Here is a 15,719-nt window from a genome sequence, read left to right on the forward strand (position 1 = left end):
CTTCAGCCGCGCAACGGCGCGCAGCTCTCCCGTTCGACGAGCACCGGGGTGAGCACTTCGCGGCGCGAATGCGCCGCCGGCTCGGCAACCCGCTCGAGCAGCAGGCTGACGGCGCGGGTGCCGATCTTCTCGACCGGCTGTGCGATCGTCGTCAGTGGCGGCCAGGTGGTGACGGCATAGGGTATGTCGTCGAAGCCGATCATCGACATGTCGCCGGGGACCCGCAATCCGCGCCCGCGCAGCACTGTCAGCGCGCCCATGGCCATCAGATCGTTACAGGCAAACAGCGCCGTGATCCCCGGCGCCTGCGCCATCAGCCGCTCCATCGCCATGCGGCCGCCGGCGAAGTGGTAGTCGGAATCCACCACCGAGGCCGGCGGCAGGTCGAGGCCGGCTTCCTGCAGCGCCCTGGCGAAGCCGCGCAGGCGGGCGGGGCTGGAGCTGGAATCGCGCGGGCCGCCGATGACGCCGATCTTCTCGTGACCGAGCCCGGCCAGATAGCGGCCGGCGAGATAGCCGCCATAATCGTGATCGACCAGCACGGAATCGACATTGACCGAATGGATCTCGCGGTCGATCAGCACCGCCGGGACGCCGGGCAGAAGGCTGGAGAACACCCGCGCATGATCGGACGAGCCGGCAAAGATCAGCCCGTCGATCTGCTTGGCCATCAGCACCTGGAGGTAGCGCTCCTCCTTCTCGGCGCTGCCGTCGGAGTTGCACAGGATCACCGTATAGCCGGCAAGGAAGCCGGCATCCTCGATCTGGCGTGCCACGCCGGCGAAGAACGGATTGGAATTGTCCGGCAGCAGCAGGCCGATGGTCTTGGTCTCGCCGCGCCTCAGGCTGCGCGCCAGCGTGTTCGGACTGTAACGCAAGGCGGCGATGGCCGAATGGACGCGCTCGGCCGTCTCAGGCTCGACATGGCGCGTGCGGTTCATCACATGCGAGACGGTTGCGACCGACACTCCGGCATGGCGCGCGACATCGGCAATCGTCGTCATTTCTTGTCCTCTGACTCGATTAGCCTAATGATTGCGTAACCGGATGTGTCGCACGCTAGAGCGCAGCTTTCGAGTGTCAATGTCCCTTTGAGCAACCTGCTGAGCGGAGCGATCTGCCGCCAAGAAAAAGCCGCAAGGCTGGGTGTTTGGTGGTCGACCTGTTGTCACAACCGGATAAGGTTCGAGAGCCGCGAACTGCTCAATCGCCAACCATCGGAACAACGATGCGACTTCTCCTTGTCGAGGACGACCCACGCACCGCCGACTATGTCGTCAAAGGCCTTGGCGAGGCAGGCCATATCTGCGACCTCAGGCGCGATGGCCGCGACGCGCTGTTTGCCGCGACACGCGATGCCTATGACGTGATCGTCGTCGACCGCATGCTGCCCGGCCTCGACGGCCTGTCGATGATCAAGGCGGTGCGGGCAGCGGGCGTGCGTACGCCGGCGATCTTTCTGACCTCGGTCGGCGGCGTCGACGACAGGGTTGAAGGGCTCGAGGCCGGCGGCGACGACTATCTCGTCAAGCCATTCGCCTTTTCCGAACTGCTCGCCCGCATCAACGCGCTAGGCCGTCGCCCTGCGGTGCAGGAGCTGAAGACGACGCTGCGCATCGCAGACCTCGAAATGGACCTGATCCAGCGCCGCGTCACCAGGCAGGGCCAGGCGATCGACCTGCAGCCGCGCGAATTCAGCCTGCTCGAAGTGCTGATGCGCGGCGAGGGCCGCGTCATCACCCGCACCATGCTTCTGGAACGGGTCTGGGATTTTCACTTCGACCCCAAGACCAGCGTCGTCGAAACCCATATCAGCCGGCTGCGCGCCAAGATCGACAGGCCGTTCCAAACCACGTTGATCCACACCGTGCGCAACACTGGCTACAGTGTTCACGACTGAGGCGCGGCATGACAGAAACTTGCCATGACTGAAGCTTGCCATGACTGAAACGCACTATGACTGAGACAGGCTCTCGCCTGCTGCGCAGCACGCCGTTTCGGCTGGCCCTGACCTTCGCCTTGCTGTTCGTGCTCGCCTTCATCCTGTCAGGCGCCATCGTCTACCAGCTGATGAGCGCGGATCTTGCCGAGCAGCTCGACCAGTCGGTCAAGGAGACCTATTCGGTCGTGGCGGTGACCTATGCCGGAAACGACCGGGAGGATCTGGTTTCGGCAGTCGACAGCCACGCCGCGCTCAGCCCGAGCAAGGAACAGCTGTTCTCGCTCACCGATCCCGCCGGCAATCGCCTGGCCGGGAATTTCACCGCCGCCGACCTTCCCGATGGCTTTTCGGATTTTGCCGCTTCCCTGCCTGGCGTTGCGCCGGACACTATGTACCGCGCCTGGACCGGTTCGGTCGGGCCCAACAGCCTGACAATCGCCTTCTCGCTCTCCGAAACCGAGGAGCTGGAACGCATCGTTTTGATGAGCTTCGGCTGGGCCACCCTGATCATTTCAGGGCTGGCGGTGGCTGGCGGCGCCTTGCTGGCGGCGCGCGTGCAGCGCCGCCTCGACGGCATTGCCACCACCATGGACGATGTCTCCAACGGCCGGCTCGACGCCCGCATTCCACTGCTCGGCAATGGCGACGACATTGACGGCGTCTCGCGCCAGGTCAACGCCGCGCTGGAGCGGCTGGCGGCGCTGGTGGACGGCATGCGCCAGGTCAGCGCCGACATCGCGCATGATCTGAAGACGCCGCTCAACCGGCTGCAGATGATTTTGGAAGCTGCGGCCGACAGGACCGCGCAGGGTGAGGCCGTTGCCGATGAGCTGGCGGAGGCACGTGGGGAAAGCCTGCAGATCAACGATACTTTCGATGCGCTGTTGCGTATTGCCCAGATCGAGGCCGGCGCTCGCAAGGCGCGCTTTGTCGATCTCGACCTCAACGGCGTCATCGATGCCATTGCCGAAATCTACGCCGGTGTCGCCGAGGATGACGGCAAGTCGCTGTCGGCCACGATCGTCCACGGCACCCCATGCCTGGTCCACGGCGACTGCGACCTGCTGACGCAATTGTTTGCCAATCTGGTTGAGAACGCGCTGCGGCATTGCCCCGATGGCACGGCGATCCTTCTATCGGTGCGGCGGCAAGGCGACCGCATTCTGGCTGAGGTCGCCGACAATGGCCCCGGCATCCCGGCGCAGGAGCGCGAAAAAGTGTTCCAGCGGCTCTACCGGCTCGACTCCAGCCGCACCACGCCCGGCAGCGGCCTTGGCCTCAGCCTGGTGCGGGCAATCGCCGACCTGCATGGTGCAACGATTGCGCTGGAGGATCGCCGGCCTGGGCTGGCGGTAATTGTCGGGTTTCCTCGGGCGGAGGGCACCGGTCCCGGCTTGAAATGACAACGCCAGAGCCAGGTCGACCCCACTCCGTCGAGCTTCGCTCGACACCTCTCCCGCGATTAGCCTTGCACATGTTTCCACCCGGAACGGCTGCGGGTTGATCAAGATGACCGTTGAACCTATCGGCCCACCGCACCCCGGCGAAAATCCGAAGGCGACATCCCTGCCAGCTTGCGGAAGGATTTGTTGAAGGCGCTGAGCGAGCCAAAGCCTGAATCCATGGCGACGCGCAGCACATTGGCGTCTTCATGCATCAAAAGCGCCTGTGCATAGCTCAGCCGCAACAGGTTCATATATTCGTTGAGCGTCATGCCGGTCGATTTCTTGAAAATGCTCATGGCGTATTTGGGATGGATGTCGGCCGCCGCCGCGATGTCGACGCAGTCTATGTCGTAGAGGAAATTCTCGGCGATGAAGTCGCACATGCGCCCGACATTGCGCAGCGATTGCTGGTCGAACGGGCCGCCGGGTTCCTGGCCGATGGCGGTTTCCGGCACCAGCCGGTAGGGCTCGAAGCGCACCCGCTCCAACCGCAGCAGCAGCTCGTTCACGGCGTGCTCGGTTATCGCCGGATCGCCCGAGCGGAAATAGCGGTTCCAGCGTTCGAAATTGTGATGGTCGGCCTGGTCGGTCGCCGATGTCACCAGCGTGGCTCCGGTCATCAGCCGGTGGCGGACATCCGTCGGCAGGTGCAGGCGGAAGAAATGCACCAGCGGCAGATGCGCGCCGGCATAGATGGCGTCGTCGGAGAGATCGTCCATCTGGTGCGGCAGCCCGCCCCAGAACAGGCACATGTCGCCCGCCGTGAGCGCGATCTCGTGCTCGTTCATGCGGTAGTGCACGCTGCCGCGGACGATGAAATTGACCTCGACCTGGGCATGCCAATGCGGCTTCAGCATCACCAGCGGATGGTTGTGAAACATCTGCAAAGCCATCGGCAGGCCTTCGACGCTGCTGGCGCCAGGCTGGTAAAACGGCCGTTCCGGCATCTTACTTTCCGCCCATCTTTTATTCCCGTTGTCAGGGACAAGCCTTCCGCGCCGCCTAGTCTAGCCATGCTCGCGAAGAGAGAGCAAATGAAATGGGAGGATTTCAATGCGCACGACACTGATCTGTGCCGCGCTGGCGCTTGGCCTGGGCTCAACCCCGGCTTTGGCGCAGTCCGGCGAAATCACGATCTGGAGCTGGAATATCGCCGCTTCGTCGCTGAAGGCGACGGTGGCCGGCTTCAACAAGCAGCATCCCGACGTCAAGGTCACCGTTCAGGATCTCGGCAACCAGCCGACCTATGACAAGTCGATCGCCGGCTGCGCGGCCGGCGGCGTCGGCCTGCCCGATATCGTCTCGATCGAAAACGGCGAGGCCGAGAATTACTGGAGCCAGTTCCCCGATTGCTTCGTCGATTTGCACACGCTGGGCTACACCGCCGACGACCAGAAGAAATTCCCGGACTTCAAGCGCACCGAACTGGAGGTCGGCGACAAGGCCTATGCCATGCCGTGGGATTCCGGCCCGGTAGCCGCCTTCTACCGCCGCGACTTCTACGAGAAGGCCGGCGTCGATCCGGCCTCGATCAAGACCTGGGACGATTTCATCGCCGCCGGCAAGAAGGTCCAGGCCGCCAATCCCGGCGTCACCATGACCAATGCCGATTTCAACGGCGACACCGAATTCTTCCGCATGATTTCCAACGAACAGGGCTGCGGCTATTTCGCCGCCGATGGGCAGTCGATCACCGTCAACCAGCCGAAATGCGTCGACACGCTGGCCAAGATCAAGGACATGAAGGACGCCGGCATCATCTCGTCGGCCGACTGGGGCACCAAGATCACCAACAACACCGCCGGCACCGTCGCCACCCAGGTCTATGGCGGCTGGTATGAGGGCACCATCCGCACCGAATCCGCCGGCGAAAACGGCAAATGGGGTGTCTATCTGATGCCGAGCCTGACCGCCGACGGCCCGCGCGCCGCCAATCTCGGCGGCTCGTCGCTCGCCATCACCTCAGCCTCGAAGAACAAGGAGGCCGCCTACGCCTATCTGAAATACACGCTCGAGACCAATGAAGGCCAGATCACCATGCTCAGGGATTTCGGCCTGGTGCCGTCACTGATCTCGGCCCTCGACGACCCCTACGTCTCGCAGGGCCTGCCCTATTGGGGCGGCCAGGCAGTGTGGAAGGACATTCTCGCCACGCTGCCCAAGGTGGTGCCGAGCCGCGGCACGCCGTTCCAGAGCGACGCCGAAATCATCATGCGCGCCGTGCAGACCAAATATCTCGGCGGCGGCTATCCCGATGCCAAGGCCGCCCTCGACGACGCCGCCAGCCAGATCGCTTCGGCGACGGGACTGCCGATCAAGTGACCAAGGCGGTGATGCTGGCGGGCCAGATATAGGGCAATTTGCCGGACTGTTGGCGCTGCCCCTCACCTGCCTGCCGGCATCCTCTCCCCGTATAGTGGCGGGGAAAGGGACGCTCTCGCCCAACAGATCGCCAATTGCCGGCGGCGTCCGCCGGCTAACAACACGCCGGATATCAGCCGGGAAAGAGGAAGGAGGAGGAACCATGCGCTACCAGAACGCCACGGCCTATCGCTTCCTCACGCCCTACCTCCTGATCTTCGCCATCTTCTGGGTGTGGCCGATCATCTCCTCGTTCATGATTTCCTTCCAGGCGACGCGCACGGTGCCCTGGCGCTTTGCGCCGACATTCAACTGGGGCCGCCTGATCGGCGACCCCGCTTTCTTCAACGCGCTGAAGAACACGCTGCTCATCCTCGTCATCCAGGTGCCGGTGATGATCTCGCTGGCGATCATCATGGCGGTGCTGCTGAACTCGCCGCTGCTGAAAGCACGTGGCCTCTACCGCTTCGCCTTCTTCGCTCCGGTGGTGGTCGGCGAGGTCGCCTATTCCGCCGTGTTCCGGCTGATGTTCAATCTCGATTTCGGCATCATCAACAAGCTGCTCGCCGGCATCGGCCTGGCCAAGATCGACTGGTTCTCCAACGTCACCCCGGCCATGGCGCTGATCATGATCGCGGTGACCTGGCGCTGGGCCGGCTACAACGCCATCATCCTGCTCGCCGGCCTGCAGTCAATCCCCGAGGATGTCTATGAAGCAGCGACGCTCGACCGCGTCAGCAAGCTCAAGCAGTTCTTCTACATAACGCTGCCGCTGCTCAAGCCGGTCATTGTGTTTTGCGCCGTGCTGTCGATCATCGGCACGATGCAGCTGTTCACCGAGCCGTTCCTGATCACGGAGCGCGGCGGCCCCGGCGGCGGCACCGAGACGCTTGGCCTGCTGCTCTACCGCCAGGGTTTTCGCTCGCTCAATTTCGGCTACGCCTCGGCCGTCGCCTACACCATGGCGGGGCTGGCCATCGCCATCACGCTGGTGCAGCTGTGGCTGACAAGAGAGCCGAAATGAGTTCGCTGTCGCAACGCCGGCTCGGCCGCAGCGTCCTGCTGCATCTGGTCCTGACACCGCTGGCGGTGATCTGGCTGTTTCCGCTGTGGATGATGGTGGTGTTTTCGACCATGCCCGACAACGGCATTTTCAGCCCCGGCATCGAGCTTCTGCCGCACGGCAATTTCGTCGACAATTTCAACAACCTGCAGCGCGACACCAATTTCGTCGGCGCTATTGGTATTTCGGTGGCGGTGGCGGTGACCTACACCTTCTTCTCGGTGCTGCTGACCTCGATGGCCGGCTGGGCGCTCGCCCGCTATCAGTTCTTCGGCAAGGGCGCGGTGGTGGCGATCATCCTCGGCACCATCACGCTGCCCTATGCGGTGGTGCTGATCCCGCAATTCATCATGGTGGCGCGCGACTTCCAGCTCGCCAACACCTGGATTGCGCTGATCGTGCCACCCTTGTTCAATTCGCTGGGCGTGCTGTTCATGCGCCAGGCTTTCTCGATGATGCCGGCCGACCTTTTCGACGCGGCACGTGTCGAGGGCGTCAAGGAATGGCGTATCTTCCTGTTCGTCGCTTTGCCGCTGGCGCGGCCGATGCTGGCCGCACTCGCCATCATCCTGTTCCTCGCCTCGTGGAACAATTATCTCTGGCCGCTTTTGATCAACAGCCAGCCCGGCGCGATGACGGCCCCTGTGGCGCTCGGCACGCTGATCGGCCTGACCAAGGTCTCATGGGGCGGCATCATGGCCGGCGCCGTCATGCTGACCGTACCGATGCTGGTCGTCTTCGTGCTGCTGCAGCGCCATTTCATCGCCGGCATCGCCGCCGGCGCCGTCAAGTAGGACTAGAGCGATATGGCGGCAGTCACCCTCACCAATGTCGTAAAACGCTTCGGCGTCTATGAGATCATCCATGGCGCCAACATCGATATCGCCGATGGCGAGTTCGTCGTCTTCGTCGGCCCGTCGGGTTGTGGAAAATCGACGCTGCTCAGGATGATCGCCGGGCTGGAGGATATCAGCGGCGGCGAGATCGCCATTGGCGGCAAGGTGATGAACGATGTCGAGCCGGCCGAGCGCGGCATCGCCATGGTGTTCCAGTCCTACGCGCTCTACCCGCACATGAGCGTGGAGCAGAATCTGAGCTTTGGCCTCAGGATGACCGGCAACCCCAAGGAGGACACCGAGCGGCGGGTGAAGCGGGCCTCCGAAATCCTGCGCATCACAGAGTTGATGGCGCGGCGGCCGAGGCAATTGTCCGGCGGCCAGCGCCAGCGCGTCGCCATCGGCCGCGCCATCGTGCGCGAACCGCAAGTCTTCCTGTTCGACGAGCCGTTGAGCAATCTCGACGCCGAGCTGCGCGTCCAGATGCGGGTCGAGATCTCGCGCCTGCACAAGGAGCTCGGCACGACGATGATCTATGTCACCCACGACCAGACCGAGGCGATGACGCTGGCCGACCGGATCGTGGTGCTGCGCGGTGGCCATGTCGAGCAGATCGGCCGGCCGCTCGATCTCTACGACAATCCCGACAACCAGTTCGTCGCCGGCTTTGTCGGCTCGCCGAAGATGAATTTCATCAAGGGCCGCGTCGTTGGGCGCAACACGAGCAGCGTCACCGTCGAGCTGGCGGGCGAGGAAAAGACCCGCATTATGCAACCGTTGACCGGCGCCGTGCCAGAAACAGGAGCCAAGGTCATTGTCGGCGTGCGGCCCGAACATTTCGGCAATGGCGGCGAAGGCGAAGCCGACCTCACCGTCGGCATCGACGTGGTCGAGCATCTCGGCGGCACCAGCTTCATCTATGCCAGGACCGCCCATGGCGAAGACCTGGTGATCCAGCGCGACGCGGCAAAGGTCCCCGACACCCAGGAGATCACCGTGTCCATCCGCAAATCCTATCTGTTCGATGAAGACGGCCAGCGGCTGCGCTGAGCGATTCCAGCCTTGCAAGGAGAATGATCATGACTGCAACCGCGCCCCTCCGCTGGGGGATACTTGGGCCCGGCGACATCGCCAAAGCGTTCGCCCGCGGCGTGGCAGGCTCGCGCACCGGCACGATCGTGGCGCTCGGCGCCCGCAATCCCGGCAAGGCAGGCCTGGCCGAGACGTTTCCCGGCGCCCGCATCCTCGACGGTTACGACGCGCTGCTCGCCGACCCCGAGGTCGACGCCGTCTATATCGCCATCCCGCATCCCGGCCATGCCGAATGGGGAATCAAGGCGGCGGAAGCCGGCAAGCATGTGCTGTGCGAAAAGCCGCTGGCGCTGACCGCCTTCGAGGCCGACGCCATGATCCATGCCGCGCGCAAGGCCGGCACCTTCCTCGGCGAAGCCTTCATGTACCGCCTGCACCCGCAGACGGCGAAGCTGGTCGAGGTGATCCAGTCGGGCGTCATTGGCGATGTCAGGCTGATCAAGTCGAGCTTCGGCTTCGCCATGCCGGGCTTCATGCCCGAGCACCGGCTCTACGCCAACGATCTCGCCGGTGGCGGCATTCTCGACGTCGGCGGCTATCCCGTCTCCATGGTGCGGCTGATCGCGGGCGCTGCCACAGGCAAACCCTTCGCCGAGCCGGACAAGGTTTTCGGCACCGCCCATCTCGGCAAGTCCGGCGTCGACGAATGGGCCTCGGCGCTGCTGCATTTTCCCGGTGGAATCGTTGCCGAGGTATCCTGCAGCATCTCGCTCAAACAGGACAATGTCCTGCGCATCCTCGGCACCAAGGGCCGCATCGAGGTGCCGGATTTCTGGTTCGCCGGCGGCGGCAACCGCGATGGCGGCCCTGGCCGGATCGATGTAATTCTCGCCGACGACACGCGCGAGACCATCAGCCTCAACGAAACCCGCCATCTCTATTCCTTTGAGGTCGACGCCGCCGGCGAGGCGATCCTGGCCGGCAAACAGGAATTCGCCTGGCCGGGCATGGGCTGGGCCGACAGTCTCGGCACGCTGCGTGTGCTCGACAAATGGCGCGCTGCCGTAGGGCTCGAATATGAAATCGAAAAGCCGGCTAAGCGAACCAACACCCTTTCGGGCCGGCCGCTGCGCACCGGCGGCACCGCCATCGGCAAGCGCAAGATTCCGGGCCTGTCGAAGCCGGCCTCCGTGGTGGCGCTCGGCTTCGAGGATTTCCGCACCTTCTCGTCGGGCGCAATCCTGCTCGACGCCTTCTTCGAGGCCGGCGGCAATCTGTTCGACACCGGCTATGTCTACGGCGCCGGCTACACCGAAACGCTGCTTGGCCAGTGGCTCAGGAATCGCGGCGTGCGCGAGCAGTCGGTGATCATCGCCAAGGGCGCGCACTCGCCGCTCTGTTATCCCGATGTCATCGGCAAGCAGCTCGCCCAGTCGTTGGACCGGCTGCAGACCGACCATGTCGACCTCTATTTCATGCACCGCGACAACCCCGATGTGCCGGTCGGCGAATTCGTCGATGCGATGGACGCCGAGGTCAAGGCCGGCCGCATCCGTGGCCCGTTCGGCGGCTCGAACTGGACGATGGCGCGCATGGACGAGGCGATTGCCTATGCCGAGCGCACCGGCAAGCAGAAGCCCGGCGTGCTCTCCAACAATTTCTCGCTGGCCGAGATGCTGGAGCCGATCTGGGCCGGCTGCATCACCTCGTCCACCGACGACTGGAAATCCTGGCTGACGAAAAGGCAGATGCCCAACTTCGCCTGGTCGAGCCAGGGCCGCGGCTTCTTCACCGACCGCGCCGGCCGCGACAAGCAGGACAATGAGGAGCTGGTGCGGGTCTGGTATTCCGAGAAAAATTTCGGCCGCCGCGACCGCGCCATCGAGCTGGCGCAGCGCCTGGGCAAAAGTCCGATCCACATCGCGCTCGCCTATGTGCTGGCGCAGCCTTTTCCGTCGGTGCCGTTGATCGGCCCGCGCACGCTGGACGAGTTGGAGGACAGTTTGAAGGCGCTGGATATCAAGCTGTCGGCGGAGGATGTGGCGTGGCTGGATAGCGGGCCGGAAAGGCGGCGGGCTTAGGGAGCAAGCTCAGATTTGGAGGTTGGCGAAAGCCAAGGCGAAGGCTGATCTCCCCCTTGCGGGGGAGATTAGCGGCTCATGCGTTCCACCTACCGATCGATCCGTGTCGACAAAATAATCGACGACGACGTCCGCTCGACCCCGTCCATCGCCCCGATCTCGTCCAGCAACGCATCCAGATCCCTGATCGACGGCGCGTCGACGATGACGATCATGTCGAAATTGCCGCTCACCGAGTGCAGCGTCCGTACCGGCGGCAGCGCTTGCAGCGCCCGCACCACCTTGTCGGCGAGCTTGGGCGTGACGGTGAGCAGCACATGCGCCCGCACAAGCCCCTGCTCGTAGTCCGGCGCCATCCGCACGCCATAGCCGGTGATGATGCCGCGCTGTTCCAGCCGCTCGATCCGGCTCTGCACCGTCGTGCGCGAAACGCCGAGCTGGCGCGCCAGCTCAGTGGTCGACGCGCGGGCATTGGCGCGCAGCAGGGAAAGCAGTTTTTGTTCGGCGTCACTGAGCATTTCGACGAACCTCGTCGGCGTATCGTTCAATTGCAGGGTTCATTTCGAACGATCCCACGCTTCCTTTCGACAGGCAAGCTGCGATTCTTGAAGGCATCGCGTCCACCGCGCGGCGGTCTGGGCCAAAGAGTTTTCACGAGGGGCAAGGTCATGAAGAAAATCATCGTCGTCGGCGCCGGCAAGATCGGCTCCACCATTGCAGGCATGCTCGCCGACAGCGGCGACTACCACGTCACCGTTATCGACCGCGCGGCGGCGCAGCTTGCCGCGGCCGAACTTCCCGCCGGCGTCGAGGGGCTGGAGCTCGATATCGCAGCGCCGGGCGCACTCGAGGCCGCCCTTGCCGGCGCCTTCGCCGTGCTGAGCGCCGCCCCCTTCCATTTGACCACGCGCATCGCCGAAGCGGCCGCCGCCACCGGCGTGCACTATCTCGATTTGACCGAGGATGTCGTCTCGACCCGCCGCGTCAAGGAGCTGGCCAAGTCGGGCAACAGCGCCTTCATTCCGCAATGCGGCCTGGCGCCGGGCTTCATCTCGATCGTCGCCAACGATCTCGCCAGCCGCTTCGACACGCTGGAAAGCGTTCGCATGCGCGTCGGCGCGCTGCCGCAATACCCGTCCAATGCGCTGAACTACAATCTGACCTGGAGCACCGACGGCGTCATCAACGAATATTGCGAACCCTGCGAGGCGATCGTCGAGGGCGAGCTGATCGAGGTGCCGCCGCTGGAGGAGCGCGAAGAGTTCTCGCTCGACGGCGTCACCTATGAGGCCTTCAACACCTCTGGCGGTCTCGGCACGCTGGCCGAGACGCTGAAGGGCAAGGTGCGCACGCTGAACTACCGCACCATCCGCTATCCCGGCCACGCGGCGATCATGAAGGCGCTGCTCAACGATCTCGGCCTGCGCCACCGCCGCGACGTGCTGAAGGATATCTTCGAGAGCGCCCTGCCGGCAACGCTGCAGGACGTGGTCATCGTCTTCGTCACCGTCTCGGGCCGCCGCAATGGCCGCCTGCTGCAGGAAACCTACGCCAACAAGATCTATTCGCAGCGCATCGGCAACCAGGTGCGCAGCGCAATCCAGATCACCACCGCGTCCGGCATCTGCGCCGTGCTCGACATGCTGGCCGACGGCACCTTGCCGGCGACCGGTTTCGTCAAGCAGGAAGACATCGCGCTGGATGCGTTTCTCGCCAATCGTTTTGGGCGCGCTTATGCGCAGCACGAGATGGTGAGCCGGCTCGCAAGCTGAGCTACTTCACCCTCCCCCTTGTGGGGAGGGTCGGCGCGCAATCGGAGCGAAGCGGAGATGGCGAGACGGGGTGGGGGTGAGCGCTGACGGTCGGCGAGGACCCCCACCCCGCTCCGCTACGCGGATCGACCCTCCCCACAAGGGGAAGGGTAAGCGCACTTCAAATATGCAGCGCGTGGCCCAGCGCCTTCAGCGCCGCTTCCTGGAAGCCTTCGCCTTGCGTCGGATGCGCATGGATGGTCCCGGCGATATCCTCCAGCCGCGCGCCCATTTCCAGCGCTAGGCCGAACGCCGCCGCCAGTTCCGACACGCCTTGCCCGACCGCCTGGATGCCCAGCACCAGATGGTTGTCCGCGCGGGCGACAACACGAACAAACCCGTCCTCGCCGAGTTTCGTCATCGCCCGGCCGTTGGCGGCGAAGGGGAACTGGCCGATCTTGATTTCGCCTGAAGCCTTCGCCTCCTCCGGCGTTAGCCCTGCCGTCACCAGCTCCGGATCGGTGAAGCAGACGGCCGGGATCGAGCGCTTGTCCCAGCTGCGCTTGTGGCCGGCGACGATCTCGGCCACCATTTCGCCTTGCGCCATCGCCCGGTGCGCCAGCATCGGCTCGCCGGTGACGTCGCCAATGGCATAGATGCCGCGCATCGAGGTGCGGCACTGGTCGTCGATCTTGATGAACTTGCCGGCCATGTCGAGATCGATCTGATCGAGGCCCCAGCCCTCCGTCACCGGCTTGCGGCCGACCGTGACCAGGATCTTGTCTGCCGCGATTTTGGTGCTCTTGCCGTCCGCGGTCTCGACCAGCAGCGCGTCGCCCTTGAGCCCCTCGGCCTTGGCGCCAAGCATCACCTCGACGCCGAGCTGGGCCAGCCGTTTCACCACCGGCCGGGTCAGTTCCGCATCATATTGCGCCAGCACGCGCGGCAGCGCCTCGACCACGGTCACCGCGGCGCCCATTTTGGCGAACGCCATGCCTAGTTCCAGCCCGATATAGCCGCCGCCGACCACGGCGAGCTTTTTCGGCACCTCGCCGAGAGCCAGCGCTTCTGTGGATGAAATCACCGGGCCGCCGAACGGCAGGAACGGCAGTTCCACCGTCGCCGAGCCGGTGGCGATCACAACCGTTTCGGCGCGGATGATCTGGGTGCCGGTCTCGGTCTCGACCGCGACGGTCTTGCCGTCGCGGAACGTCGCCCAGCCATAGACGGTCTTGACCTTGGCCTTCTTCAGTAGCCCGGCAACGCCCCCGGTCAGCCGGCTAACAATGCCGTCCTTCCACGCAACCGTCTTGCCGAGATCGAGCACCGGAGCCGCCACAGAAATGCCGAGCGGACTGCTGCCGCCGGCCATATGCGCGACCTTCTCGAACTCTTCCGCCGCATGGATCATCGCCTTGGACGGGATGCAGCCGACATTGAGACAGGTGCCGCCCGGTTTGCCGGCTTCGACGATCACCGTATCGATGCCGAGCTGGCCGGCACGGATAGCGCAGACGTAGCCGCCGGGCCCGGCGCCGATGACCAGCAGCTTGCAGGAGATTTCTTTCATGGCGTGACCCTTTGATGCGAGGGAATGTTCCGTCGCGATCCTTCGCGCCCCCCTCTGTCCTGCCGGACATCTCCCCCACGAGGGGGGAGATCAGCAGCTTCTTCGCTTCGCTCATTCCTGCAACGATGGAGATTGGCGAAACCCTGCGTGACGTCCAATCTCCCCCCTTGTGGGGGAGATGCCTGGTAAGGCAGAGGGGGGCGCTGTCCCGCCGTCATCTCGGTCGTTCCGCCCCTCAATCCACAAATATCAGCGCTGGCGTCTCAATCAGCGCCTTGATCCGCTGCACAAACACCGCCGCATCCCAGCCGTCGACCACCCGGTGATCGAAGCTCGATGACAGGTTCATCATCTTGCGCGGGATGAACTGGGTGCCGTCCCAGACCGGCCGCACCATCATCTTGTTGACGCCGACGATCGCCACCTCAGGATGATTGATGACCGGCGTCGTCGCCACGCCGCCCATGGCGCCGAGCGAGGTGATGGTGATGGTCGATCCCGACAACTCGTCGCGGCTGGCCGTGCCGGACTTCGCCGCTTCGGCCAGGCGGTTGAGCTCGGCCGCGCAATCCCAGAGGTCGCGCGCCTCGGCGTGCTTGACCACCGGCACCACCAGGCCCGACGGCGTCTGCGCGGCAATGCCGATATGGACGCCGCCATGCTGATGGATGATGCCGGCCTCGTCGTCGAACAGCGCGTTGATGTTGGGCTGGTCGGCAATCGCCTTGGCCATCGCCCGCATCAGGAACGGCAGCAGCGTCAGCTTCGGCCTCTCCACACCCTTGCGCTTTTCCTTGTTGAGCGCCGCGCGCAACTCCTCAAGTGCTGTGACGTCGATCTCCTCGACATAGGTGATGTGCGGGATGCGTGACTTCGCCAGCGACATTTTTTCGGCGATCTTGCGCCGCAGTCCGATGACCTTGATATCCTCGACGCTGTCATTGCGCGCCAGACCCGACGCCTTCGCTACCTGCGGTCCGCGTGCCAGGAATGCCTCGATATCTTCGTGGCTGATGCGGCCGGCAGGGCCGGTACCCGACACCTGGCGCAGATCGATCCCCGCCTCCTTCGCCCTGAGCCGGATGGCGGGCGACGCCAGGGGCTTTTCGCCCTCCGGGCGCGGCGCGCCGGAGGGTGCCGCACCTTTAGATGTCGGCGCAGTACCCCCGCCCCTGGCCCCTCCCCACAAGGGGGAGGGGGATTCAGTCTCAGCTGCCCGTGCGCTTTTGGCTGCTGGTGCAGGTGGTGGCGACTTGGCGTCGGATTTCGTGGCCGAAACGCCTCCCTCTTGTGGGGGTCCGGAGGACGGGCGAGACCCGTGGCTCGCCTCGGCAGGGGTGGGGGTGCTCTTGGCGCTGGCCTCGCCCGGCAGCGCATCCTTCACATTGCCTTCACCCGCCACCTTCAGCCGCACGATCGGCGAGCCGATCGCCACCGTGTCGCCGATCTCGGCGCCCAGCCACAGGATCTCGCCATCGACCGGCGAAGGTATTTCCACCGTCGCCTTGTCGGTCATGACGGCGGCAAGCACCGAGTCCTCGCGCACGAGGTCGCCGACCTTGACGTGCCACTCCACAAGTTCGGCCTCGGCGACGCCTTCGCCGACATCCGGCAGCTTGATGATGTGTTCGCCCATCC

At 64.4% G+C, this 15,719-nt stretch carries 13 protein-coding genes; 8 read left to right on the plus strand and 5 right to left on the minus strand.

Translation table 11 applies throughout. The features are described from left to right. Positions 1–2 precede the first annotated feature (2 nt). Positions 3–1,004 (minus strand): LacI family DNA-binding transcriptional regulator, encoded by a 1,002-nt coding sequence (locus AC3EML_RS03725; protein WP_023692902.1) that lies wholly within the window; start codon positions 1,002–1,004, stop codon positions 3–5. A 224-nt stretch (positions 1,005–1,228) separates the two neighbouring features. Here AC3EML_RS03725 and AC3EML_RS03730 point away from each other — a divergent pair, with 224 nt between their 5' ends. Next, positions 1,229–1,900 (plus strand): winged helix-turn-helix domain-containing protein, encoded by a 672-nt coding sequence (locus AC3EML_RS03730; RefSeq protein ID WP_352520722.1) that lies wholly within the window; start codon positions 1,229–1,231, stop codon positions 1,898–1,900. Between the two features lie 56 nt (positions 1,901–1,956). After that, positions 1,957–3,345 carry a HAMP domain-containing sensor histidine kinase gene (locus tag AC3EML_RS03735; RefSeq protein ID WP_352520721.1) on the plus strand — a complete coding sequence of 463 codons (1,389 nt, stop codon included), beginning with the start codon at positions 1,957–1,959 and terminating at the stop codon, positions 3,343–3,345. A 119-nt stretch (positions 3,346–3,464) separates the two neighbouring features. On the opposite strand, the gene AC3EML_RS03740 is transcribed toward AC3EML_RS03735, so the two are convergent. Next, positions 3,465–4,334, minus strand: a complete 870-nt coding sequence (locus AC3EML_RS03740; protein WP_023706782.1) for a helix-turn-helix domain-containing protein — start codon at positions 4,332–4,334, stop codon at positions 3,465–3,467. Positions 4,335–4,440: 106 nt separating this feature from the next. Here AC3EML_RS03740 and AC3EML_RS03745 point away from each other — a divergent pair, with 106 nt between their 5' ends. From AC3EML_RS03745 to AC3EML_RS03765, 5 genes are all read left to right on the plus strand, one after another. After that, a complete protein-coding gene (locus AC3EML_RS03745; protein WP_023685055.1) occupies positions 4,441–5,709 on the plus strand; it encodes an ABC transporter substrate-binding protein in 1,269 nt (422 codons plus the stop codon). Between the two features lie 202 nt (positions 5,710–5,911). After that, on the plus strand, positions 5,912–6,772 hold the full coding sequence (locus tag AC3EML_RS03750) for a carbohydrate ABC transporter permease (protein WP_023752837.1): 861 nt from the start codon (positions 5,912–5,914) through the stop codon (positions 6,770–6,772). After that, the gene (locus tag AC3EML_RS03755) at positions 6,769–7,605 is read left to right on the plus strand and encodes a carbohydrate ABC transporter permease (RefSeq protein WP_023672164.1); all 837 of its coding nucleotides are present in this window, start codon (positions 6,769–6,771) and stop codon (positions 7,603–7,605) included. The genes AC3EML_RS03750 and AC3EML_RS03755 overlap by 4 nt, the downstream gene beginning before the upstream one ends. A gap of 12 nt (positions 7,606–7,617) precedes the next feature. Beyond that, positions 7,618–8,697, plus strand: a complete 1,080-nt coding sequence (locus tag AC3EML_RS03760; RefSeq protein ID WP_352520720.1) for an ABC transporter ATP-binding protein — start codon at positions 7,618–7,620, stop codon at positions 8,695–8,697. A gap of 29 nt (positions 8,698–8,726) precedes the next feature. Beyond that, complete coding sequence (locus AC3EML_RS03765; protein ID WP_352520719.1) at positions 8,727–10,760, plus strand: aldo/keto reductase; 2,034 nt, start codon at positions 8,727–8,729, stop codon at positions 10,758–10,760. 89 nt (positions 10,761–10,849) lie between these two features. Here AC3EML_RS03765 and AC3EML_RS03770 read toward each other — a convergent pair whose 3' ends face one another. Then, complete coding sequence (locus AC3EML_RS03770) at positions 10,850–11,278, minus strand: Lrp/AsnC family transcriptional regulator (RefSeq protein WP_023672167.1); 429 nt, start codon at positions 11,276–11,278, stop codon at positions 10,850–10,852. Between the two features lie 150 nt (positions 11,279–11,428). Between AC3EML_RS03770 and AC3EML_RS03775 the strand changes: the two genes are divergently transcribed. Then, positions 11,429–12,532: a saccharopine dehydrogenase family protein gene (locus AC3EML_RS03775; RefSeq protein ID WP_023672168.1), complete on the plus strand. Its 1,104-nt coding sequence runs from the start codon at positions 11,429–11,431 to the stop codon at positions 12,530–12,532. A 160-nt stretch (positions 12,533–12,692) separates the two neighbouring features. On the opposite strand, the gene lpdA is transcribed toward AC3EML_RS03775, so the two are convergent. Next, the gene (gene lpdA, locus AC3EML_RS03780; RefSeq protein ID WP_023672169.1) at positions 12,693–14,081 is read right to left on the minus strand and encodes a dihydrolipoyl dehydrogenase; all 1,389 of its coding nucleotides are present in this window, start codon (positions 14,079–14,081) and stop codon (positions 12,693–12,695) included. A 235-nt stretch (positions 14,082–14,316) separates the two neighbouring features. Next, positions 14,317–15,717 carry a dihydrolipoamide acetyltransferase family protein gene (locus tag AC3EML_RS03785; RefSeq protein ID WP_352520718.1) on the minus strand — a complete coding sequence of 467 codons (1,401 nt, stop codon included), beginning with the start codon at positions 15,715–15,717 and terminating at the stop codon, positions 14,317–14,319. Positions 15,718–15,719: the final 2 nt, after the last annotated feature.

It is taken from the genome of Mesorhizobium sp. P170090 (genome assembly GCF_057786115.1).